Origin of the sequence: Brevundimonas sp., from assembly GCF_046295595.1 — a bacterium.
Classification (GTDB): domain Bacteria; phylum Pseudomonadota; class Alphaproteobacteria; order Caulobacterales; family Caulobacteraceae; genus Brevundimonas.
The window spans coordinates 72,671-94,715 of the sequence record NZ_JBKBMX010000011.1; the positions used below are offsets into that span (position 1 = coordinate 72,671).

Sequence of the window (22,045 nt, forward strand, 5' to 3'; positions counted from 1 at the left end):
CGACCTAGGCGACGAGCGCCCAGTCGTGCAGCATCTCCACTCGGACCAAGGAATCTAGGAGCTCTCCATGTGGGTCCGCGCGCCAGTTGTAGCGCGGTGCGGTGGCCTCGTGGATCGAATGCACTTCAGCGGGCACGATGAACGCCACATCGCCCGCAACACCGATCCTCCCATCGGCCCACTGGAAAGTGGATAGATGCAAAACATCATGGCCTTTGACTTTCTGGCTCACGCGGTTGTCCAGCGACAGGCTCAATGAGTTGATGCCCGCCTCGGTAAGGGTGATCGCCTCGCTCTCATCGCACCAGCCGTCTACATCGCGATCCTGCCACAACATCAGTCGTTCGAACTCGGCGTCGTTCATATCCAAAACACCGTCGCCGTTTGTGTCCAAGACCCGCAGGGCCTCCAGATCGGATGCGGCGTTCGGATCGAGGCGTGTGAACACGAACTCGTCCATGGAATCGATCAGGCCGTTTCTATTCAGATCTATTCCGACAAGTCCATCGTCCGGCGCGACCCAGCCACCTTGGATATAGTGCTCGCCATCCGCCTCAAACAGCCGGACGTTCGCCGCCTCTGTGTTTGTCAGCAACTCGATCCCGTCCTGGTCGAGGTCCAGCACCACCGGAAACAAGTGCATGAAGGCGTCGCCGATGCCGTCGATGAAGTGGGAAATGGCGTTACCGATACCCGAAAAGAAGCTCGATGCGGCACCGAAGAAGTCGCCCTGCCAGAGGTTCTGAACGGCCATCTGCGTTCCGGAGAAAAAATCTTGGAAACCGGACGTGAAGCCGCCGAAAAAATCGCCGCCCGCCTCTACGAGCTCGCTCACCACGTTGGCCGCCGAGCCGAAGAACGAAATGAACGGAGCGGCCAGCAATTCGTAGGGATCGTGGGACTCAAGAAAAGACAGGACTGACTGATACGAGAATACCAAGTTCCCTGCGACATCGCGCAACACCCCGCCCCATGATTTGATATCATGAAAGAATGCAGCCCAATCTCCACGATTTTCTGGCTTCAGGTCAAATGGGTCGCTATTGGGATAGAGGTCAAAATACTCGTCCAACCATCTTTGTATTTGCGCCTCCCCCTCTGCATTTCTGCCCAATAAACCCTGAAATCCAAGTTTAGCACGAGCATAGGCCTCCCATTTAATCCATGCATCGTTTGATCCGTTACCTGCATAGTTTCCGTTACCAGGGACAAGATAAAGAAGACTACGATTTTCATTTACCAGATATTTTAATTGACCACGATATTGATGATCGTTCAGTATATCTTCCAATGGTCTGAGATTGACCACGCCAACATCGATTTCGCTATTGTTTATCATAGTCGCCCCCGCACAAATATCCCGCGCTAACGTCTAAACTCACCCCTCGATAAACGAGAGACATCAGATGGAGTGATCTCGCCGTCCCGGTCCAGATCGTGCGCCCGGAACGTCATCGCCGACTCCCGCGCGAGACGGGATCTCTGCAGGAATTCTCCCCCATCGCTCAGGCGGTTGAACCTGCTGACCTCCCGCCTCGTTGTGAGATTCTGGAAATCCCTCAGGCCGGCGTCCTGTGTATTCCTAGGGGGCAACCGACCGGTCAGGTATTCTTCACGCGAAACGCGAAGATCGCGGTCCACATCGTACAAAAGTTCGAAATCCCAATCCTTCTGGAGCCATTCTTCGCGATCAAGGCCGCCGCTGTCATTCCGATCATAGACGCTCATCGACAGATTCGCCCTCGCGGTCAGGATCGCACTGCGGTCCCTGCCGGGTAGATCAGGGGTGATCCGCAGGTCTTCCCCGGCACGGATACGATCCTCATAGTGCCGGACACAGGCGACAGCCTCGGCCGTGTTGAGCGCAATCCGCTCGTTCATCGGCAAAGCTTCAGCTTCGGCGCCCCTAGGCGCGAGAGCTATGCAGCCAAGAACAACCAGAAGCATGATATCGCCCCGCCAAGCTGCCACCTTAACATGAAAAAGGCCGCCAGCCAGATGAAACTGGCGCACCCCCCGTTTAGATGCGATCCAATGGTGCATCACTCGCGGAATTAACGGGGCGCCGGCGCTCAGGAAGTCCACATCGGCGCGTCCGAACGGTCGACCGGCACGACCGTCTCCTCGATGGTCGTGCCGTCCGCCTCTTGGGCCCAGGCTGGCGGTGGTGCGGCTGCGACAAGGCAAAGACCGATAAACAGAACTATGAATGATTTCACGACTACTTGCCGGCTCTGACTAGAACACTACAGTGCCCGCCAATATAAGAACACGAGCATGACAGCCCTGTAATGATGTCCGCTTATTAATCCACCTTGCCGGCTTGTAACTGGAGCTGACCGCGACAGGACGCCACACCTTCGTCACCGACGAGGGGACTCCTGAAATGACCAAGACCATCCTGCTGGCCACCACCGCCATCCTGTTCACCGCGGGCGTGGCGGCGGCCCAGACCGCGTCGGACGGGCCCGACCCGCAGGTCGCCCAGGCGCCGGTCCCCACCGGCCCGACGCGCCAGGACCCGCAGATCGACGCGGCCCAGCAGGGCGTGCTGGTCTTCACCCCCGACTTCTTCGCCGACCAGCGGCCCAACACCGCCCTCGACATGGTGTCCCGGGTGCCCGGCTTCTCGACCAATGACGGCTCGGGCAACCGCGGCTTCGAGGGGGCGGTCGGCAACATCCTGATCAACAACGCCCGGCCGGCGTCCAAGAACGACACGGGCTCGAACGTCCTGTCGCGCACGCCCGCCAGCCAGGTCGAGCGCATCGAGCTGATTCGCGGCGGCGCCCCCGGCATCGACATGCAGGGCTATTCGGTGGTCGTGAACGTGGTCCTCAAGACCGAGAACACCCGCCAGTCGATCCTGACCGGCAGCGGCTATTTCTTCGACGGCGGCCGGGACCAGTTCAACGGCTCGTACCAGTTCAGCGCCCGCGAGGGCGACCGCACCTGGGGCGTGACCCTCAGCGACGGCCTGTCGATGAGCGACTCCAACGGCGTCGGGCCGGTGGTCCGCACCGACGCCAATGGCAACGTCATCCGCCGCGAGTCCTATTTCACCGACACCTTCGGCGGCGGGCAGTCGATCCGCGGAAACTACGCCAGCCCGCTGATGGGCGGAAAGATCGACCTGACCGCCCGCCTCGGGATCAACGACTATCATAACGTCAACCTGCAGACCGGGCCCGACGTGCGTCGGGAAAGCCTCTATGACGAGGACGGCGACAGCGGAGAGGTCGGGGCCGTCTACACCCGGCCTCTGGGCGAGCGACTGAACCTGGAGACCCGGGTGATCCACGAGTGGAGCACCTTCGACTCCGTCTCCACCTCGCGCACCCGCATCGCCGGGGTCGACGATCCCGAACAGGCCTTCATGGCCGCCGGCGAATCGTCGGAGTCGATCCTGCGCGGCCTGGTCCGGTTCGAGCGGTCGCCGGCGCTGACCTTCGAGACGGGCGCCGAGATCGCCTACAACATGCTGGAGGTCGATCAGGCCTTCACCGTCGGCGGCGTCGCCGTGCCCCTGCCCTCGGCCTCGGTCAAGGTCGAGGAGACCCGCGGCGAGGCTTTCGGCAAGGCGACGTGGCGGCTCCGGCCCGAGCTGACGCTGGAGGGCGGGCTGCGGCTGGAGAGCTCGACCATCAGCCAGTCTGGGGATGCGGAGCAGGAGAAGAGCTTCTTCTTCGCCAAGCCGCGCTTCCTCGCCACCTGGACGCCCCGGCCGAACAACCAGGTGCGGCTGCGGTTCGAGCGCGAGGTCGGGCAGCTGGACTTCGGCGACTTCGCCGCCTCGGCCGACCTCGAGGATGAGAATGTATTCGGCGGCAACGTCGATCTGGAGCCGGAGCAGCGCTGGATCAGTGAACTGATCTACGAGCGGCGCTTCTGGGGCGACGGCATCGTCAGCGTCGGCCTGCGGCATGACGAGATCACCGACGCCATCGATGTGATTCCGCTGGACGACGGCCTGTCAGCCGTCGGCAATATCGGCGAGGCGACGCTGGACCAGCTGGCCGTCACCGTGGCCGTGCCGACGGACAGGCTGGGCGTCTCGGGCGGCATGCTGCGCCTGCGCAACACCTGGAACCACACCGAGGTGACCGACCCGACCACCGGCGAGACCCGGCCGATCTCGAACGTCAGGGCCAGCCAGCCGACCATCTCGTTCGAACAGGACATCGCCAGCTGGAAGCTGCAGTGGGGCGCGGCTTTTATCCCGCTGCTGACCGGCCAGTGGAGCTATGACCCGGACCAGACCTCGGGCTGGCGCGGGCACAACTATCTGGAGGCCTGGGCCGAGTACAAGCCGACGGCGACGCTGGCGATCCGGGCCCAGATCAATCTCTGGGACGACTTCGATATCGAGCGGACGGTCTATGCCGACCGGACGGCGGCCCGGCCCGTGGCCTATGTCGAGCACCGCTACATCGACCCGCGGACCTTCATCCAGATCCGGGTGCGGAAGACCTTCTGACTACGGCTGGCCGGCGCGATAGACGACCACGCCGTCGACGACGGTGAGCAGGGCCCTGCCCCTGGGAATGTCGGTTTCGGGCACGGTCATCAGGTCGACGTCGAAGGCGGTGAAGTCAGCCCGCTTGCCGACCTCGATCGTGCCCAGCTCGTCCTCGCGGAAGCTGGCGTACGCCGGCCAGAGGGTGAACATCTTCAGGGCGGTGGCGCGGTCCACCGCCTCGTTCGGGCGCCAGTCGGGGCCCTGGAAACCCTGCAGGTCGCGGCGGGCGACGGCGGCGTAGAATTCGATCAGCGGGGCGCCGCGCTCGACCGGGGCGTCGGAGCCGCCGACGACGATGACGCCGAGGTCGGCGAGGCTGTGCCAGGCGTAGGCCCCGTCGAGGCGGGCATCGCCGAGCCGGGCCGGCGCGAAATGCAGGTCGCCTATGGCGTGGCTGGGCTGCATCGAGGCGATGATCGGCAGGTCCTGGAACCAGTGGTAGTCGGAGGGTCGCAGGATCTGCGCGTGCTCGATGCGCCAGCGGACGTCGGCGCCGTTCGGGCGGTCCTCCGGCGCGACCCCGGCGAGGGCCTGCTGGTACCATTCGGCCACCGAGGCGTTGCCGCGGTCGCCGATGGCGTGGGTGGCGACCTGGATGCCGCCCTTCAGCGCCGCCTGGTAGAGAGGCACGATCTCCTGCTCGGTGATCTGCATCAGGCCGGTGGTGTCTGGCCGGTCGGCATAGGGCGCGAACAGGGCCGCGCCGCGCGAGCCGAGGGCGCCGTCGGCGTAGTATTTGATCGCCCGGGTGATGATGCGGCCGTCGGCGACGCTGCGCGGGCCGCCGGCGATCAGCTCGGCGGCGCCGTCGGGGGTGACGCTGTTGTAGATCCGCAGCGGCGCCTCGCCGGCCAGGGCCATGGCCTCCATCAGCGGCACGTCCTTCCACGGGGCGCTCATGAAGTGGACGCCGGTCCAGCCATAGGCCGCCTCGACTCGGAAGCCGGCGCGATAGGCCTCGCGCAGGGCGGCCGGATCGGCCTGTGGCATCAGGCCTGAGACGAGTTGTTCGGCGGCGTCGACCAGCAGGCCGGTCGGCTGGCCCGCCTCGTCCTTGAGGATTTCGCCGCCGGACGGGGCCACGGTGTCGGCGGTGACGCCGGCGGCGGCGAGGGCGGCGCTGGAGGCGACCACCGCGTGGCCGTCGGCGCGGCCGAGCAGCACCACCCGCCCCGGCGCGGCTGCGTCGAGGTCGGCGGCGGTCAGGAAGCGGGCCTCGGGCCAGTGGGTCTCGATCCAGCCGCGGCCGACGATCGGCCCTGCGGGATGGACCTCGGCCCAGGCGGTCAGGCGGGCCATGGCCTCGGCCACCGAGGCCGCGCCTTCGAGGTTGAGGGTCAGTTCGCGCCAGCCGATGCCGTCGAGATGGGCGTGGCCGTCGGTGAAACCGGGGAACAGGACGGCGCCCTTGAGGTCGAGGTCTTCGGCGTATTCGACGTCCGGCGCGCCCGCGGCCGTGCCGACGTAGAAGATCCGGCCGTCCTGGACCAGGACCACCTCGGCCGTCGGCTGGTCGGCCACGCCGGTGTAGATGGTCCCGCCGTGGATGCGCAGTTCTTGGGCCTGGGCGGTCGAGGCCGCTCCGGCCAGCAGGAGGGTGACGAGGGCGAGACGGGTCATCGGGTGGCTCCTGCGGGTGAACGGATGAGGGGTGGAGCCCTCAGCAGGGGAGGTCAAGCTTCGTCCGCCAGGCCCGGGTTTCACCCGGGTAAAAATCGTAAATGGAGTCCACTCCGTCCACTCCGTCCGGTTTCATGCGTCGCATCCCTTCCCTGACGCCCCGGCAGCCGCGCGATCGCGAGTGTAGCGGAGCGATACGCCAGAATCGGACGTAGCTGGCGCTGCGACCGGCGGCTTTCCATATCCGGTCGATGAAACTGTTCACCATCGGATACGAGGGCGAGCCGCAGGCCGCCGTGATCGAGCGGCTCAAGGCCGCCGGCGTCACCGTGCTGGCCGATGTCCGGGCGGTGGCGGCGTCGCGCCGAGCGGGTTTCTCGAAGACGATCCTCGGGGCGAGTCTGGCCGAGGCGGGGATCGAATACGTCCACCTGCGCGATCTCGGCACGCCCAAGGCCGGGCGGGACGCGGCGCGCAAAGGGCGGATCGGCGAGATGCGCGAGATCTTCGCCGATCACATGCAGGAGCCGCCGTCGCAGCTGGCGTTCGAACGGCTGCGCGAGATCGCGAAGGACCGGCCCACGGCGCTGCTGTGTTTCGAGGCGGACCACGCCGGGTGTCACCGGGCGGTGCTGGCCGAACGGCTGGCGAGTGAGGACGGGTTCGAGGTGGTGAACCTCTGACCCGTCCCCGTCGGCGTTACGCCGCCGCCTTCTTGCCTTCGAAGTTTCCGTAGAAGGTCTCGCCCTTCGCGGCCATGTCGCGCAGCAGCTGGGGAACCTTGAAGCGGTCGCCGTAGCGGGCGGCATAGACGTCGGCCTGGTCGACGAAGGCCTTGAGGCCGGTCTGGTCGATCATGGTGATGGGGCCGCCGCTCCACGGGGCGAAGCCCCAGGCGAGGATGGCGCCGACATCGGCCTCGCGCGGGTCGTCGATGACGCCCTCCTCCCAGCATTTCGCGACCTCGACCGCCTGGCGGTAGAGCAGGCGGCGCTTCTGGTCCTCGACCAGTTCGGGCGTCGAGTCGTTGATCGTCACCGGGGCCAGTTCGGACAGGCCGGACCACAGCTTTTTCGGCTTGGTCTCGTAGTCGTAGAAGCCCTTGCCGTTCTTGCGGCCATAGCGGCCGAGGTCCTCGACCATGGTCTTGACGATCTTCCAGCCGGGCAGCGGCTCATAGGCGTCGCCGAGGTCTTCCTGGGTCTGTTTGGCGATCTTGACCGACAGGTCGAGGGCGACGTCGTCGTGCATCTCCAGCGGGCCGCGCGGCATGCCGGTCATGCGGCCGATGTTGTCGATCAGGGCCGGGGCGTAGCCTTCTTCCAGCATGGCCAGACCTTCGGCGACATAGGTGCCGAAGCAGCGCGAGGTGTAGAAGCCGCGGCCGTCGTTGACGACGATCGGGGTCTTCTTGATCTTCATCACATAGTCGAGCGATTTGGCGATCGCCGCCTCGCCGGTCTTTTCGCCGAGGATGATCTCGACCAGCATCATCTTGTCGACGGGCGAGAAGAAGTGGATGCCGATGAAGTCCTCGGGGCGGACCGAAGCCTCGGCCAGGCCGGTGATCGGGAGGGTCGAGGTGTTGGAGCCGAACACGGCGCCGGCCTCAAGCTGGGCCTCGGCGCGTTTGGTGACGTCGGCCTTGATCTCGCGATTCTCGAACACCGCCTCGATGACCAGGTCCGAGCCCTTGATCAGGTCGTAGTCGGTGGTGGCGACGACCGAGGCCAGCAGGGCGTCGAACTTCTCCTGGGTGATCTGGCCGCGCGACAGGCGCTTCTTCAGCAGGTCGGCGACGTGGGCCTTGCCCTTGTCGGCGTCCTCCTGGGTGCGGTCGATCAGGATGGTCTCGATGCCGGCCAGGGCCTGCACATAGGCGATGCCGGCGCCCATCATGCCGGCGCCGATGACGGTGACCTTCTTCGGATCGGACTTGGGCACGCCGGCGGGGCGGACGGCGCCCTTGTCGAGCTCCTGCTTGCTGAGGAACAGCGAGCGGATCATGGCCTGGGCCTGCGGCGTCATCAGGGTCTTGATGAAGTAGCGGGTCTCGATGCGCAGGGCCGCGTCCATGGGGACCTGGGCGCCTTCATAGACGGCCTTCATCAGGTTCAGGACGGCGGGGTAGTTGCCGTAGGACTGCTTGCGCAGCATGGCGTTGCCGACGAGGAAATTCTGGATGCCGGCCGGGTGGTAGGGGCCGCCGCCGGGCAGTTTGAAGGATTTGTCGTCCCACGGCTGGACGGCCTTGCCGCCGCCCTTGATCCAGGCCTTGGCGGCCTCGACCTCGGTTCCTTTGGCGACGACCTCATGGACCACGCCGGCGCCCTTGGCGTCGTTCGGGCGCCAGGACGAACCGGCGCTCATCGCCGTCATCGCCGCCTGCACGCCGATCAGGCGCGTCAGGCGCTGGGTGCCGCCGCCGCCGGGGAAGAGGCCGACCTTGATCTCGGGCAGGCCGAGCTGGATCCTGTTGTCGTCGCCGACGACCCGGTAGTGGCAGGCGAGGGTCAGTTCGAGGCCACCGCCGAGGGCGAGGCCGTTGATCGCGGCGGCGACCGGCTTGCCGCAGGTCTCCAGCGCGCGCAGGGCGCCGTTCAGCTTCCAGCCGGCGTCATAGGCGTCCTGCAGCGAACCGCCGGCCAGCATCCCGCCGGCCATGTCGCCGAGGTCGGCGCCGGCGCAGAATCCCGAGGCCTTGCCCGAGGTCAGGACCGCGCCCTTGATGGCGTCGTCGGTCTTGATGCGTTCAACCCATTCCGGGATCTCGGCCATCACGCCCGAGGTCAGGGTGTTCATCGACCGTCCGGGGACGTCGAAGGTGATCAGGGCGATGCCGTCGGCGTCGACGTCGATCTTGAAGTTTTCCATGGTCAAATCCCTCGGCTCAGACGCGTTCGATGACGGTGGCGGTGCCCATGCCGCCGCCGATGCACAGGGTGATCAGGGCGGTCGACTTGTCGGAGCGCTCCAGCTCGTCGAGGGCGATGCCGGTGATCATGGCGCCGGTGGCGCCGAGCGGGTGGCCCATGGAGATGCCGCCGCCGTTGACGTTCATCTTGTCGTGCGGAATGTCGAGCGCCTGCATGTAGCGCAGCACGACGGCGGCGAAGGCCTCGTTCAGCTCCCAGACGTCGATGTCGGCGGTGGTCATGCCCAGTTTGGCGAGCAGCTTCTTGGTCACGAACTCGGGACCGGTCAGCATGATCGAGGGCTCGGAGCCGATCGAGGCGGCGCCGACGATGCGGGCGCGGGGCTTGAGGCCGAGGGCCTGCCCGGCTTCTAGGGTGCCGATCAGGACGCCGGCGGAACCGTCGACGATGCCCGAGGAGTTGCCCGGGGTGTGGACGTGGTTGACGCGCTCGACCTCGGGGTAGCGCTGGTTGATGACGCTGTCGAAGGCCATCTCGCCCATCATGGCGAAGGACGGGTTCAGCGAGCCGAGGGTCTGCATGTCCGTGTTCGGACGGATGGTTTCGTCGCGGTCCAGCTGGACGAGGCCGAGCTGGTTCTTCACCGGGATGACTGATTTAGAGAACCGGCCGTCGGCCCAGGCGGCGGCGGCGCGCTTGTGGCTTTCCATCGAATAGGCGTCGACGTCGTCGCGGCTGAAGCCGTATTTCGTCGCGATCATGTCGGCCGAGACGCCCTGGGGCACGAAATAGGTCGGGAAGGCGCTGGACGGGTCGACCGGCCAGGCCCCGCCATCGGAGCCCATCGGCACGCGGCTCATGGCCTCGATGCCGCCGCCGACGGCGAAGTCGGCCTCGCCGGCCTTCACCTTGGCCGCGGCCATGTTCACGGCCTCGAGGCCGGAGGCGCAGAAGCGGTTGATCTGGACGCCGGCGACGGTCTGGGCCCAGCCGGCCGAGAGGACGGCGGTGCGGGCGATGTCGGCGCCGAGCTCGCCGACCGGGGTGACGCAGCCGAGGATGACGTCGTCGACCTTCGAGGTGTCGAGATCGTTGCGGTCGCGCAGGGCCTCCAACACCTGGGTGGCCAGGCTGAGGCCGGTGATCTCGTGCAGCGAGCCGTCCTTCTTGCCCTTGCCGCGCGGGGTGCGAACCGCGTCATAGATGTAGGCGTCGGTCATGGGTGCGTCTCTCCTTGGGTCCCGACCGCTCGGCGCGCGGCGCCTCGCTGCATGAGGGACAGGGTGCGGATTCGAAACTCGCTGGCCAGAAACCCTACGCTTACGTCAACGTCAAGTATTTTGGCCGCGAACCGGCCGGTCGCATCACGGGGCAGCGTGGCAGACCGCCTCGATGTTGAAGCCGTCGGGGTCGAGGACGAAGGCGGCGTAGTAGTTCGGGCCATAGTGGTCGCGCAGGCCGGGGGCGCCGTTGTCGCGTCCACCAGCGCCAAGGGCGGCGGCGTGGAAGGCGTCGACGTCGGCCCGGGTTTCGACGCGGAAGGCGACGTGATTGCCCTCGCCGGGGCGGTCCTTGTCGGCGATGACGAACTCGGGCGCGTCGACGCCGAACATGACCACCGTGGCGTCGCCATCGCGCTCCTCGGCGAGGATGCGGAAGCCGAGCGGCGCGAGAGCGGCGACGTAGAAGGCGCGGGAGCGGGCGATGTCGGCGACGTCGAGCGCGAGGTGATCGATCATGAGCGGGTCTCCGTGTCGCGGGCCTCAGCGGACAACGCACGAGCCGGGAAACCGGTCGCAGCGCCCGACCGGGGCGCGGGGACGGCGCGAACGACTCTCAGCTGAGCCCGAGGCTGGAACGCCCACGCCGTCAGGGATTTTAGCCGGCAGACCCCATGAGTTCGAGAGGAAGACGACATGGCCCAGACCTATGAAGAGATGGACGCGATCGCCATGCTGAAGGCGGATCACCGCAAGGTGGAGGAAATCTTCGCCGCCTTCGAGACGGCGCGCAGCCCCGAGCGCAAGCGCGAACTGGCCGAACAGGCCTGTCTGGAGCTGAAGGTGCACACGGCGATCGAGGAGGAGATCTTCTATCCGGCCTGCCGCGGGACCGAGGTCGAGGACGACCTGCTGAACGAAGCCTATGTCGAGCACGACGCGGCCAAGGTGCTGATCGCCGTGATCGAGGCCGGCGGACCGGACGAGGCCTTCTACGACGCCCAGGTCAAGGTGCTGGCGGAGATGATCGAGCATCACGTCGAGGAAGAGGAAAAGCGGTCGGAGGGCATGTTCAGCCAGGCCCGGGCCGCCGGCCTCGACATGGATCTGCTGGCCGACCAGATGCGCGCCCGCAAACGCACGGCGATGGAAGAATATCAGGCCGGCAAGTCCGACAGCCCGCGCACCTTCCCCGGCGGCGACGTCGAAAGCGCCCTGACCGACGAGCCGTTCGGCGACGGCGCCGCGGTTCGCTGAGGCGGGCGATGCATTCTGTCCGAGCGGGCCTCTGCGCCGCCGTCGGCTTGCTGGCGGCCTGCGGCCCGTCGGCGCCGTATCTGATCGTCCAGCGGCCGCCGCCGACCGCGCGCGCGGTGCTGCCGGTCGAGCCGCCGCAGGACAGGCGGCCCTCGAACGATGTCGAGGCGCGCCTGCTGGCGGCGCACAACGCCGAGCGGGCGACCGTGGGCGTTCCGCCGCTGCGCTGGGCCGACAACCTCGAAGCCGAGGCGCGGGTCTGGGCGGGGGAGCTGATCGGCAGCAACCGTTTCGCCCACGACCCGGCCCTGCACGGGCACGGCGAGAATCTGTGGACCGGCTGGGGCGGACGCGTCTGGACGCCCGAAGAGATGGTCGGGGAATGGATCGCCGAAAAGGCGAACTACCGCCACGAGGTGTTTCCGAATGTCAGCCGGACGCCCGCCTGGAGCGACGTCGGCCACTACACCCAGCTGATCTGGCGAGACACGACCCATGTCGGCTGTGCGGTGGCGACCCGCGGCGACCGGTCGGTGCTGGCCTGTCGCTATGCTCCGCCGGGGAATATCGACGGGCGGCGGGCGTACTAGGGGCTGGCCCCTAGCTGACGTACCCCGCCTGCATCAGCTCGGCGATGTGGACGATGGCGACGGGGCGGTCGGCCTCGACCACCAGAAGGGTTGCGATCTTGTTCTGGGTCATCAGGTCGATGGCGTCGCTCATGCGGGCGTCGGGGCCGAGGACCTTGGGGCGCGGGCTCATGACATCGGCGGCGGTCAGGCCGTTCAGGTCGCGCGAGAAGGCGCGGCGAACGTCCCCGTCGGTGACGATGCCTGCGAGGGTTCCGTCCTCGTGGAGCACGGCGACGGCGCCCTTGCGGCCCTCGGTGATGGCGGAGACGACTTCGGCGAAACTGGCGGTCAAAGCGACGGTCGCGGGCGCCGGGGGGCGGTCGCCCATCCAGTCGCGGATGCTCTGCAGACTCATGCCCAGCTTGCCGCCGGGATGGTGCAGGCCGAAGGCCTCGGCGGTGAAGCCGCGGCGGTCCATCAGCACCATGGCGAGGGCGTCGCCCAGGGCCAGGGTCATCAGCGTCGAGGTGGTGGGGGCCAGGCCGTTGGGGCAGGCCTCGGCCACCTGCGGCATGGTCAGGCAGACAGCTGAGGCGCGGCCCAGAAAGCTGGCCGGGCGCTGGGTGACGCCGATGACCGGAATGCCCTCGCGCTGGCAGTAGATGAGCGGATCGCGCAGTTCGCGGCTCTCGCCCGAGTTGGAGATGGCCAGCAGGGTGACGTCCTTGCGCAGCATGCCGAGGTCGCCGTGGCTCATCTCGGCCGGGTGGACGAAGAAGGCGTTGGTGCCGGTCGAGGCGAGGGTGGCGGCGATCTTCCCGCCGATATGGCCGGACTTGCCCATGCCGGTGACGACCAGATAGCCGGGTCGCGACAGGATGATGTCGCAGGCGCGGGCGAGGCTGTCGTCGAGGCTGGTCTCCAGCGCCTGCAGGGCGGCGATGTTGAGCCGGATGACCTCGCGGGCGCGTGCGGTCATGGCGGCGGGCTCGGCGGACAGGACGGGGCTGGCGGCGTCGGTCATGCCCGCGATGTGGCGCATCGGGCCGGGATTCACAATCACCCCGGCGGCCGACGACCTTGCCGCGATGCGATAAAAAAACCGGTCGCGGGGTCAACCTTTGCCGGGGGACCGCGTTAGAAGGAGCCATGCGGACTTCACACCTAATCCCCGACGGCGCGCCCGCGCCGGCCGACGCCCCGACGCATCTTCCGCCGCCGCCCCTCCGACTGCCCCGCCCCGCCGCCCTGTTCCTCGATATGGACGGGGTGCTGGCGCCGCTGGCCGAGACGCCGGACGCGGTCGGGCCCCGCCCCGAACGGACGGCGGCGCTGCGCGCGGTCGCCGAGCGGCTGCAGGGTCGGGTTGCGATCATCAGCGGACGGACCATCGCCGAGATCGACCGCATTGCCGAAGCGAGCGCGGCCTCGGCGTCCGGCGTGCACGGGCTGGAGCGGCGTCGCGCCGACGGCTCGCTGGACCACGCCGAGGCGGCGCCCGAGGTGCGGGGCGCGGTCGAGGCGTTCGAAGATTTCGCCAGGACCCGGCCCGGCGTCATCGTCGAGGACAAGACGGTGTCGGCGGGGCTGCACTATCGCGGGGCCCGGGCGGAGGGCGAGGCGGCGCTGGCGCTGGCCCGGAAGCTGGCGGCCGAGACCGGGCTGACGCTGCAGGCCGGCAATCTGGTGGTCGAGCTGAAGACCCCCGGCGCCAGCAAGGGCACGGCCCTGACCGCCTTCATGGACGAGGCGCCGTTCTCCGGGGCGGTTCCGATCATGCTGGGCGACGACCTGACCGATGAGGACGGCTTCCTCGCCGCCGCGGCCCTGGGCGGGTTCGGCGTACTGGTCGGGCCGGCGCGCGAGACCGCTGCCCGATATGTACTGCCGGATGTGGACGCGGTGCTGGCCTGGCTGAACGCCGTCGAGGAGTGTGAATGACCACCCCCAATCTGGACCTCGCCCCGATCGGCAACTGCTCGATCAGCGCCCTGATCGATCGCAGCGGCCGCTATGTCTGGGCCTGCGCGCCGCGGGTCGACGGCGATCCGGTGTTCTCGGCCCTGATGGACGGCAGCGATCCGGAACACGGCTTCTGGGACATCGAGCTGGAGGGGCAGAAGCACGTCTCCCAAGCCTATATCCGCAACACGCCGGTGCTGCGCACCGTGCTGACGGCGGAGGACGGCGCCTCGGTCGAGATCATCGACTTCGCGCCGCGCCATCCCAAGCACAGCCGCACCTACCGGCCGCTGGCCTTCGCCAGGATCATCCGGCCGCTGGAGGGCTCGCCGCGCATCCGCGTGCGGCTGCGGCCGTCCGCCGAATGGGGCGCGCGGCCGGCCGAGCGGACCAGCGGCTCGAACCACATCCGCTATCTGTGCACCGATGTGACCTTCCGCCTGACCACCGATTGCCCGGTGTCGCACATCCTCAATGAGCGGATCTTCCGGCTGGAGCGGCCGCACGCCTTCTTCTTCGGCCCCGACGAGGGCTACGACCAGGACGTCGGCCCGGGGGTCTCGTCGGCGCTGGATCGCACCGTCGCCTATTGGCAGGACTGGGTCCGTACCCTGTATCTGCCGCTGGACTGGCAGGACGCCGTCATGCGCGCCGCCATCACCCTGAAGCTGTGCGCCTATGAGGAGACCGGGGCGATCGTCGCGGCGATGACCACCTCGGTGCCCGAGTTCCCCGAGAGCGGGCGCAACTGGGACTATCGCTACTGCTGGATCCGCGACGCCTATTATGTGGTGCGGGCGCTGAACCGGCTGGGCGCGGTGGACATTCTCGAGAACTACCTCGGCTATCTGCGCAATCTGGTCGACGACTCGGCCGGGGGCCATGTGCAGCCGGTCTATGGCGTCGGGCTGGAGCCGGGCATCGGCGAGCGGATCGTCGAGAGCGTCGAGGGCTATCGCGGTATGAAGCCGGTGCGCATCGGCAACCAGGCGCACGAGCACCTGCAACACGACGTCTACGGCCAGATCGTCCTGCCGCTGGTGCAGAGCTTCTACGATCAACGGCTGTTGCGGCCGGGCACGATCGACGACTTCCACGCCCTGGAGAAGGTCGGCGAGCGCGCCTTCGCCATGCACGACCAAGTCGACGCAGGCCTGTGGGAGTTCCGCACCATCGCCCGGGTGCACACCTATTCCTCGGTGATGTGCTGGGCCGCCTGCGACCGGCTGGCCAAGGCGGCCGATCATCTGGGCCTGCAGTCGCGCGGCGAGGTCTGGCGCGATCGGGCGCAGGTCATTCGCCAGCGGATCGAAAACGAGGCCTTCCTGCCGGACGAGGGCCGGTTCGCCGCCAGTTTCGGCAATCGCGAGCTGGACGCCTCGCTGCTGCAATTGACCGACCTGGGTTTCCTCGATCCGATGGACCCGCGACAGGTGAAGACTTTCGAAGCGATCGAGCGCGACCTGAAGAAGGGGCCGTATCTGTTCCGCTATGTCGAGGCGGACGATTTCGGCGAGCCGGAGACGGCGTTCAACTTCTGCACCTTCTGGTTCATCGAGGCCCTGCACCTGAACGGCCGCACCGAGGAGGCCCGCGAGATCTTCGAGGAGATGCTGAGCCGGCGTACCAACGCGGGCCTGCTGTCGGAGGATCTGTCGCTGGGGGACAAGGAGCTGTGGGGCAACTATCCGCAGACCTATTCGCTGGTCGGCATCATCAACTGCGCGGTCCTGCTGAGCCGGTCGTGGACGGACGCGCGATGAGCCGCCTCACGCAATCGCGTTGCGACCATCCGCCGGCCGTGGAGGTTTTCACGCCATGAGCCGCCTGATCGTCGTTTCCAACCGTGTCTCCGCGCCAAAGGACCCCGCAGCAGGATCGGCGGGCGGGCTGGCCATGGCCCTGTCGGCGGCGCTGCGGAAATACGATGGCCTGTGGTTCGGCTGGTCGGGGGAAACGGTCGAACAGTTCACGGGCGAGCTCAAGATGGAGGATCGCGACGGCGTCACCGTCGGCCTTGTCGATCTCGAGGCCCAGGACGTCGATGAATACTACAACGGCTACGCCAACAAGACCCTGTGGCCGCTGTTCCACCACCGGGTCGATCTGACCGCCTACGAGCGTTCATATGGCGAAGGATACGAGCGCACCAACGCCCGGTTCGCCGACGTTCTGGCCCCCCTGATCGAGCCGGACGACATCATCTGGATCCACGACTACCACATGATTCCGCTGGCCCGGGACCTTCGGCGCCGGGGGGTGAAGAACCGGATCGGCTTCTTCCTTCACACGCCCTGGCCCGTGCGCCAGCTGCTGGTGACCTTGCCGCACCATCGCCGGCTGGTGGAGGCGATGTTCGACTATGACCTGATCGGCTTCCACACCCGTGAGTGGCTGGACCTGTTCCGGGACTATGTGGCGGCGGAGCCGAGCGTGAACGGCAAGCTGCTGCCCAATGACGCGCTGGAGGCCTTCGGCAAGACGGTCCAGACCGGCGTCTTCCCGATCGGCATCGACGTCGACGGCTTCATCGCGGCGGGAAATTCCCCACTCGGAATCCGGACCTATGACCGGATGGCGGCCTCGGCGGCCTTCCGCTCGCTGATCGTCGGCGTCGACCGGCTGGACTATTCCAAGGGCCTGGAGGAGCGCCTGCTCGGCTATGAGCAGTTTCTCGAGACCCATGCGGACATGCGATCCCAGGTCCTGCTGCTGCAGGTCACGCCCATTTCGCGCGACGAGGTCGATTCCTACCAGGACATCCGCGGCCGGCTGGATGCGCTCGCAGGCCGCATCAACGGCGCCTATGCCGAGATGGACTGGCAGCCGATCCGCTATCTGAACCGCACCTATCGCCGGGACCAGCTGGCGGGGATTTACCGCGCGGCTCGGGTGGGGCTGGTGACGCCCCTGCGCGACGGCATGAATCTGGTGGCCAAGGAATATGTCGCGGCCCAGAACCCGGACGATCCCGGCGTTCTGGTGCTTTCGCGCTTCGCCGGGGCGGCCGAAGAGATGGACGAGGCCCTGCTGGTCAATCCGTTCAGCCGCGAGGAGCTGTCCGACGCGATCCAGCGGGCGCTGACCATGCCGCTGGAAGAGCGCAAGCGGAAATGGGAGTGCCTGATGAAGGTGGTGCGCGACACCGACGTCGGCATCTGGCGCGACGATTTCGTCGCCTCCCTGCGGGCGGTGGTCGACCCCGCCGACGACGGCACGGGCGCCGCCGCCGACGCGGCCTGAACGGCTCAGGCGGCTTCGCTCCGGATCATCCCGTCGTCCCTGGCCATGGCGCGCTGGTGCGCCGGGCGGGCCTGAAGCCGGCCGAGATAGTCGTCGATCAGCGGGCTTTCGGGCAGGTGCTCACGCGCCCAGGCCAGCGTACTGCCGATCATCACATCGGCCACGGTGAATGTGTCGCCCATCAGACAGGGGCCGACCCAGAGCGCCTCCAGCAGGCGCGCCATGGCCGCCTCATAACGCTCCAGCGCGCGGGGATCGGTTTGCGTCGCGCCGGAGGCCTTGCTCCAGATCGCCGGCTCCAGCTCGCCCGCAGTCCAGCAGATCCACGTCAGGAGCGGTCCCCGTTGCGGAGACTCCGGCGGGAAGCCCAGCCCGGCCTCTGGATGCAGGCCGGTCAGATACAGCGCCACGGCCGCCGATTCCGAGATCAGGGCTCCGTCGTGGACGAGGGCCGGAACCTTGCCGTCCGGGTGCGGATTCCGCGGATCGCGAGCGCCCGTCCCGTCCATGCGCTGGATGTCGCAATATTCGATGCGGCAGTCGGCCCCCAGCTCCTCGATCAACCAGACCAGACGCGACGAGCGCGATCGCGGGGCGTGAAACAGCGTCAGCATAGGACTTCTCCCTCCATGGCCCCGCGAAACCGCCGGACATGACGGATTGACTATCGCTACCCTGCTGCCAGCATGCTGTCAGCAGGGTGGGACAAGACTTGGCGGATGAGACGCGCGGACCGGCTTTTCCAGATCATCCAGATGCTGCGACGGTCGTCGAAACCGGTGACGGCGGACGCCATCGCGGCCGAGCTGGAGACGTCGAAACGGTCTATCTATCGCGACATCGCCACCCTGATGGCCCAGCGCGTGCCGATCCGGGGCGAGGCCGGGATCGGCTATGTGCTGGAGGGCGGATTCGACATGCCGCCGCTGATGCTGACCTCGGACGAGATCGAGGCGGCGGTGCTCGGGGCGCAGTGGGTGGCGGGCCGGGGCGATCCGGCCCTGGCGCGCGCGGCGACCGATCTGATCGCCAAGATTGCCGCCACCGTGCCGGAACGGCTGCGACCGGTGGTGCTGGAGCCGGCGGTGGCCAGCCCGCCGGTCTGGGAACCGCGTAAGGACGACGCCCTCGACATGGCCCGGGTGCGGGCCTCGATTCACGCCGGACGCAAGCTGGAACTGGTCTATCGCGACGAGCAGGAGCGCGAGAGCCGGCGCGTCATCTGGCCCTTCCTGGTCGGCTATCGCGAGACGACGCGGCTGCTGGTTGGCTGGTGCGAACTGCGCGGCGACTTCCGCACCTTCCGAACCGACCGGGTTGTCGAGGCCGCGTATCTGGAGGACCGGTATCCCGGACGGCCGGCGGTGCTGCGCGCGCGCTGGCAGACGATCCGGGAAGCCAAGTGGAAGGCCCGCGGCTGCGACGGTCAGCCGCCGCGACCTCAGTAGATCTCGATCAGACCCGCCGCGCCCATGCCGCCGCCGACGCACATGGTGACGACGCCGTATTTGGCGCCGCGCCGCTTGCCCTCGATCAGGACATGGCCGGTCATGCGCGCGCCGGACATGCCGTAGGGGTGGCCGATCGAGATGGCGCCGCCGGAGACGTTGAGCCGGTCGTCCGGGATGCCGAGCCGGTCGCGGCAATAGATCACCTGGACGGCGAAGGCCTCGTTGAGCTCCCAGATGCCGATGTCGTCGACGGTCAGGCCGTGGCGCTCCAGCAGACGGGGCACGGCGAAGACCGGGCCGATGCCCATCTCGTCCGGTTCGCAGCCGGCCACGGCCATGCCGCGGAAGGCGCCGAGCGGCTGCAGGCCGCGCCGTTCGGCCTCCCTGGCCTCCATCAGGACGCTGGCCGAGGCGCCGTCCGACAGCTGACTGGCGTTGCCCGCGGTGATGAAGCGGCCTTCCTTGATCGCCTCGCCGCCGCCGAAGACGGTCTTCAGCGAGGACAGGCCCTCAAGGGTGGTGTCTGCGCGGTTGCCCTCGTCCTTCGACAGGGTGACCTCCTTTGCGGAGGCCTGGCCGGTGGCCTTGTCCAACACCTGCATGGTGGTGGTCATGGGCACGATCTCGGCGTCCAGATAGCCGGCGGCCTGGGCGGCGGCGGTGCGCTGCTGCGAGCGCAGGGCGTATTCGTCCTGGGCTTCACGGCTGATGCCGTAGCGGGCGGCGACGACCTCGGCCGTCTCCAGCATCGACATATATATGTGCGGCTGAAGCTTCAGCAGCGCCTCGTCCTGCATCCGGTACAGGTTCATGTGCTGGTTCTGGACCAGGGAGATGCTTTCCAGCCCGCCGCCGACGGCGACGATCTGGCCGTCGTGGGTGACCTGTTTGGCGGCGGTGGCGATGGCCATCAGGCCCGAGGCGCACTGGCGGTCGAGGCTCATGCCCGCCGTGGTCACTGGCAGGCCGGCGGCGAGGGCCGCCTGACGGCCGATGTTGGTGCCGGTCGAGCCCTGCTGCAGGGCCGCGCCGATGACCACGTCCTCGATCTCCGTGGGATCGACGCCCGAGCGGGCAACGGCGTGGCGGATGGCGTGACCGCCGAGTTGCTGGGCCTGGGTGTCGTTGAAGGCGCCGCGATAGGCGCGGCCGATCGGCGTGCGGGCGGTGGAGACGATGACGGCTTCGCGCATGGCAAGCTCCTTGTTGGGGCGCTAACGCTCGCGACGCGGTCGCTCGCTGCTTGAGCGCGGATGGTCGTGACGCCTTACGCGCCTGTCGTAACGTCAAGGCAAGACCCGACGCGCCTGACTAGCGCAGCGCGTCGGAGGCCGGAAGCCCAATCCTCACTCAGGCGTGAGCGTTCTGCGCCTTGGTCAATTCGATCATCCCCTGGGCGGCGCCCATCTCGGGCACGATCTCGCCGGTCCGGTCGGAAATCTCGGCGAAGCGGGCAGCGACCTGTTCGGGCGCGTCCTCGCCGGCGATCCAGGCGCCCTGGGTCAGGGTGACATAGGCGCGCTCGAAGCCGCCGGCCCCGGCGGCGAGGATGCAGCGGGTCGGGGCCTCGTCGCTGGCGAGATACAGCAGGCCCGGCGTCACCATCTCCGGTCCGAGCAGTTCCAGCGGCAGCTGGGCGCCGAGATCCTCGGTCATGCGGGTGTGGGCCGTGGGGGCGAGGCAGTTGACGCGGATGTCGTTCTTCGCCCCCTCGATCGACAGGGTCTGCATCAGGCCGACCAGCGCCATCTTGGCCGCGCCATAGTTGGACTGGCCGAAATTGCCGTACAGGCCGGACGACGAGGTGGTCATGACGATGCGTCCGTAGTTGGCCGCGCGCATGTGGTCCCACACCGCCTTGGTGCAATTGACCGCTCCCATCAGGTGAACGTCGACGACGAAGCGGAAATCCTCCAGCTCCATCCTGGCGAAGGTCTTGTCGCGCAGGACGCCGGCGTTGTTGACCAGGATGTCGACCCGGCCCCATTTCGTCATGGCGGCCTCGACCATGGCCTGGACCGCGGCGGCGTCGGTGACCGAGGCGGCGTTGGCCATGGCCTCGCCGCCGGCGGCGACGACCTCGGCTACAACGGCCTCGGCCGCGGAGGCCGACCCGCCGGAGCCGTCGCGCGCGCCGCCCAGATCATTGACCACGACGCGCGCTCCGCGTCTGGCCAGGGCGAGGGCGTGTTCGCGCCCCAGACCGCCCCCGGCCCCGGTCACGATCGCCACCCGGTCGTCGAACCTGATCGTCATCGCAATGCTCCCTGATGCGTCGCCGTGTCCTAGCAGCTGGCCCGCGCCGGCACAGCCCCGGCGCCATATGTTGGATTGGCGCCACAGTCGCCTCCATTCCGGGCGCTTGCGAGGAACCGGAACCGTACATTGCCGTTCGGCTCGGGAACGCCCCGTGCACACGAGGGCATTCGGGCAAATTTGAGGGATATCATGAAGGTCAAACTTTTCACCGGCGTGGCGATGGCCGGGCTGCTCGCAGCTGGCGCCGCATCCGCCGATCCGAACGGCTGGTACGGCGCGCTGGACGCCGGCTACCACATGCCGGAGGTCAGGACCGACGCTGGCGTCGACATGGAGGTCGATGACGACTGGGCCGGCTTCGCCCGTCTGGGGTATCGGTTCACGCCGAACTGGCGCGTCGAACTCGAGGGCGGCTACCGTCCCGGAGAGCTGGGCGAGCTGACGTCGGAGACGAGCGGCGCGCCGGTCTTCTGCAACGTCACGCCGGCCGCTGGCGCGTGCGAGAACCCGGACGGCGACCTCACCGCCACCACCTTGATGATGAACGTGATCTACGACTTCGGCAGCGCCGATTCGACGGTCCGTCCGTTCGTCGGCCTCGGCGCCGGAGTCAATCGCGTCAACACCGAGTTCCTCGGCACCCTCGCGAGCAACCGCGGCATCACGGTCAGCGCCGACGACAGCTCGACCGAACTGGCGGCGCAGGCGATCTTCGGCGTTGCATGGGCGCTCAGCGAGCGCGCCTCGCTGGATCTGACCTACCGCTACCTGCTGTCGAATCTTGAGTTCGAGACGTTCGACACCTCGCCCGCCGTCGATGTTGGCACGATCGCAGGCCGCTACGAAGATCACTCCATCAGCCTGGGCCTGCGCTATGCGTTCGGCGCGACGGAGCCGGCCTATATCGCGCCGCCGCCGCCGCCCCCGCCCCCGCCGCCCCCGCCGCCTCCCCCCCCGCCGCCGCCGCCTCCGGCGCCGACCGCGCGTGAGTTCGTGGTGTACTTCGACTGGGATCGCTCCGACCTGACGGCCGAAGCCTCCTCGGTGGTGACGCAAGCCGCCAACT

General features: G+C 67.7%; 19 protein-coding genes. 9 read left to right on the top strand and 10 right to left on the bottom strand.

Going from position 1 to position 22,045, the window contains the following annotated elements; genetic code table 11:
• Positions 1 to 4 precede the first annotated feature (4 nt).
• Together ACK4JY_RS09250 and ACK4JY_RS09255 are read right to left on the bottom strand one after the other, a co-directional pair.
• Positions 5 to 1,339: a hypothetical protein gene (locus ACK4JY_RS09250; protein ID WP_409604944.1), complete on the bottom strand. Its 1,335-nt coding sequence runs from the start codon at positions 1,337 to 1,339 to the stop codon at positions 5 to 7.
• 26 nt (positions 1,340 to 1,365) lie between these two features.
• Entirely contained in the window at positions 1,366 to 2,013 is a 648-nt protein-coding gene (locus tag ACK4JY_RS09255; RefSeq protein ID WP_409604946.1) for a hypothetical protein, read from the bottom strand.
• A 373-nt stretch (positions 2,014 to 2,386) separates the two neighbouring features.
• Between ACK4JY_RS09255 and ACK4JY_RS09260 the strand changes: the two genes are divergently transcribed.
• The gene (locus ACK4JY_RS09260) at positions 2,387 to 4,477 is read left to right on the top strand and encodes a TonB-dependent receptor plug domain-containing protein (protein ID WP_409604948.1); all 2,091 of its coding nucleotides are present in this window, start codon (positions 2,387 to 2,389) and stop codon (positions 4,475 to 4,477) included.
• Here the strand turns inward: ACK4JY_RS09260 and ACK4JY_RS09265 are convergent, their stop codons facing one another.
• Complete coding sequence (locus ACK4JY_RS09265; RefSeq protein WP_409604950.1) at positions 4,478 to 6,139, bottom strand: amidohydrolase; 1,662 nt, start codon at positions 6,137 to 6,139, stop codon at positions 4,478 to 4,480. It lies immediately after the preceding gene.
• 251 nt (positions 6,140 to 6,390) lie between these two features.
• Here ACK4JY_RS09265 and ACK4JY_RS09270 point away from each other — a divergent pair, with 251 nt between their 5' ends.
• Entirely contained in the window at positions 6,391 to 6,822 is a 432-nt protein-coding gene (locus tag ACK4JY_RS09270; RefSeq protein ID WP_409604952.1) for a DUF488 family protein, read from the top strand.
• Between the two features lie 16 nt (positions 6,823 to 6,838).
• Here ACK4JY_RS09270 and ACK4JY_RS09275 read toward each other — a convergent pair whose 3' ends face one another.
• From ACK4JY_RS09275 to ACK4JY_RS09285, 3 genes are all read right to left on the bottom strand, one after another.
• On the bottom strand, positions 6,839 to 9,013 hold the full coding sequence (locus ACK4JY_RS09275; RefSeq protein WP_409604954.1) for a 3-hydroxyacyl-CoA dehydrogenase NAD-binding domain-containing protein: 2,175 nt from the start codon (positions 9,011 to 9,013) through the stop codon (positions 6,839 to 6,841).
• Positions 9,014 to 9,029: 16 nt separating this feature from the next.
• Positions 9,030 to 10,235, bottom strand: a complete 1,206-nt coding sequence (locus tag ACK4JY_RS09280) for an acetyl-CoA C-acetyltransferase (protein ID WP_409604956.1) — start codon at positions 10,233 to 10,235, stop codon at positions 9,030 to 9,032.
• Between the two features lie 144 nt (positions 10,236 to 10,379).
• Entirely contained in the window at positions 10,380 to 10,754 is a 375-nt protein-coding gene (locus ACK4JY_RS09285; RefSeq protein WP_409604958.1) for a VOC family protein, read from the bottom strand.
• Between the two features lie 177 nt (positions 10,755 to 10,931).
• On the opposite strand from ACK4JY_RS09285, the gene ACK4JY_RS09290 reads away from it, so the two are divergent.
• On the top strand, positions 10,932 to 11,492 hold the full coding sequence (locus ACK4JY_RS09290) for a hemerythrin domain-containing protein (RefSeq protein WP_409604960.1): 561 nt from the start codon (positions 10,932 to 10,934) through the stop codon (positions 11,490 to 11,492).
• 8 nt (positions 11,493 to 11,500) lie between these two features.
• Complete coding sequence (locus ACK4JY_RS09295) at positions 11,501 to 12,082, top strand: CAP domain-containing protein (protein ID WP_409604962.1); 582 nt, start codon at positions 11,501 to 11,503, stop codon at positions 12,080 to 12,082.
• A 10-nt stretch (positions 12,083 to 12,092) separates the two neighbouring features.
• On the opposite strand, the gene ACK4JY_RS09300 is transcribed toward ACK4JY_RS09295, so the two are convergent.
• Positions 12,093 to 13,088, bottom strand: coding sequence for an SIS domain-containing protein (locus ACK4JY_RS09300; protein WP_409604964.1), 996 nt, complete (start codon positions 13,086 to 13,088; stop codon positions 12,093 to 12,095).
• Between the two features lie 125 nt (positions 13,089 to 13,213).
• Between ACK4JY_RS09300 and otsB the strand changes: the two genes are divergently transcribed.
• The 3 genes from otsB to ACK4JY_RS09315 are packed head-to-tail and all read left to right on the top strand — an operon-like array spanning position 13,214 to position 17,269.
• Positions 13,214 to 14,005 (top strand): trehalose-phosphatase, encoded by a 792-nt coding sequence (gene otsB / locus ACK4JY_RS09305; RefSeq protein WP_409604966.1) that lies wholly within the window; start codon positions 13,214 to 13,216, stop codon positions 14,003 to 14,005.
• Positions 14,002 to 15,789 (top strand): glycoside hydrolase family 15 protein, encoded by a 1,788-nt coding sequence (locus ACK4JY_RS09310; protein WP_409604968.1) that lies wholly within the window; start codon positions 14,002 to 14,004, stop codon positions 15,787 to 15,789. Before otsB ends, ACK4JY_RS09310 begins: the two co-directional genes overlap by 4 nt.
• A 55-nt stretch (positions 15,790 to 15,844) precedes the next feature.
• Positions 15,845 to 17,269, top strand: coding sequence for a trehalose-6-phosphate synthase (locus tag ACK4JY_RS09315; RefSeq protein WP_409604970.1), 1,425 nt, complete (start codon positions 15,845 to 15,847; stop codon positions 17,267 to 17,269).
• Between the two features lie 5 nt (positions 17,270 to 17,274).
• On the opposite strand, the gene ACK4JY_RS09320 is transcribed toward ACK4JY_RS09315, so the two are convergent.
• Positions 17,275 to 17,883 (bottom strand): glutathione S-transferase family protein, encoded by a 609-nt coding sequence (locus ACK4JY_RS09320; protein WP_409604972.1) that lies wholly within the window; start codon positions 17,881 to 17,883, stop codon positions 17,275 to 17,277.
• 105 nt (positions 17,884 to 17,988) lie between these two features.
• Here ACK4JY_RS09320 and ACK4JY_RS09325 point away from each other — a divergent pair, with 105 nt between their 5' ends.
• A complete protein-coding gene (locus ACK4JY_RS09325; protein ID WP_409604973.1) occupies positions 17,989 to 18,717 on the top strand; it encodes a helix-turn-helix transcriptional regulator in 729 nt (242 codons plus the stop codon).
• Here ACK4JY_RS09325 and ACK4JY_RS09330 read toward each other — a convergent pair.
• Together ACK4JY_RS09330 and ACK4JY_RS09335 are read right to left on the bottom strand one after the other, a co-directional pair.
• Entirely contained in the window at positions 18,711 to 19,913 is a 1,203-nt protein-coding gene (locus ACK4JY_RS09330; RefSeq protein ID WP_409604975.1) for an acetyl-CoA C-acyltransferase, read from the bottom strand. The genes ACK4JY_RS09325 and ACK4JY_RS09330 overlap by 7 nt on opposite strands.
• Positions 19,914 to 20,070: 157 nt before the next feature.
• A complete protein-coding gene (locus tag ACK4JY_RS09335) occupies positions 20,071 to 20,976 on the bottom strand; it encodes an SDR family NAD(P)-dependent oxidoreductase (RefSeq protein ID WP_409604977.1) in 906 nt (301 codons plus the stop codon).
• Positions 20,977 to 21,168: 192 nt separating this feature from the next.
• Here ACK4JY_RS09335 and ACK4JY_RS09340 point away from each other — a divergent pair.
• Positions 21,169 to 22,045, top strand: an 877-nt coding sequence (locus ACK4JY_RS09340) for an outer membrane protein (protein ID WP_409604978.1), incomplete at its 3' end; no start/stop codon positions are given.

Coding starts and splice junctions, on each gene's coding strand:
- ACK4JY_RS09325 (WP_409604973.1), top strand. CDS start 17,989: ATGAGACGCGCGGACCGGCTTTTCCAGATCATCCAGATGCTGCGACGG.
- ACK4JY_RS09265 (WP_409604950.1), bottom strand. CDS start 6,139: ATGACCCGTCTCGCCCTCGTCACCCTCCTGCTGGCCGGAGCGGCCTCG.
- ACK4JY_RS09285 (WP_409604958.1), bottom strand. CDS start 10,754: ATGATCGATCACCTCGCGCTCGACGTCGCCGACATCGCCCGCTCCCGC.
- ACK4JY_RS09295 (WP_409604962.1), top strand. CDS start 11,501: ATGCATTCTGTCCGAGCGGGCCTCTGCGCCGCCGTCGGCTTGCTGGCG.
- ACK4JY_RS09280 (WP_409604956.1), bottom strand. CDS start 10,235: ATGACCGACGCCTACATCTATGACGCGGTTCGCACCCCGCGCGGCAAG.
- ACK4JY_RS09260 (WP_409604948.1), top strand. CDS start 2,387: ATGACCAAGACCATCCTGCTGGCCACCACCGCCATCCTGTTCACCGCG.
- ACK4JY_RS09330 (WP_409604975.1), bottom strand. CDS start 19,913: ATGCGCGAAGCCGTCATCGTCTCCACCGCCCGCACGCCGATCGGCCGC.
- ACK4JY_RS09310 (WP_409604968.1), top strand. CDS start 14,002: ATGACCACCCCCAATCTGGACCTCGCCCCGATCGGCAACTGCTCGATC.
- ACK4JY_RS09335 (WP_409604977.1), bottom strand. CDS start 20,976: ATGACGATCAGGTTCGACGACCGGGTGGCGATCGTGACCGGGGCCGGG.
- ACK4JY_RS09275 (WP_409604954.1), bottom strand. CDS start 9,013: ATGGAAAACTTCAAGATCGACGTCGACGCCGACGGCATCGCCCTGATC.
- ACK4JY_RS09250 (WP_409604944.1), bottom strand. CDS start 1,339: ATGATAAACAATAGCGAAATCGATGTTGGCGTGGTCAATCTCAGACCA.
- ACK4JY_RS09315 (WP_409604970.1), top strand. CDS start 15,845: ATGAGCCGCCTGATCGTCGTTTCCAACCGTGTCTCCGCGCCAAAGGAC.
- ACK4JY_RS09290 (WP_409604960.1), top strand. CDS start 10,932: ATGGCCCAGACCTATGAAGAGATGGACGCGATCGCCATGCTGAAGGCG.
- ACK4JY_RS09300 (WP_409604964.1), bottom strand. CDS start 13,088: ATGACCGACGCCGCCAGCCCCGTCCTGTCCGCCGAGCCCGCCGCCATG.
- ACK4JY_RS09270 (WP_409604952.1), top strand. CDS start 6,391: ATGAAACTGTTCACCATCGGATACGAGGGCGAGCCGCAGGCCGCCGTG.
- ACK4JY_RS09320 (WP_409604972.1), bottom strand. CDS start 17,883: ATGCTGACGCTGTTTCACGCCCCGCGATCGCGCTCGTCGCGTCTGGTC.
- otsB (WP_409604966.1), top strand. CDS start 13,214: ATGCGGACTTCACACCTAATCCCCGACGGCGCGCCCGCGCCGGCCGAC.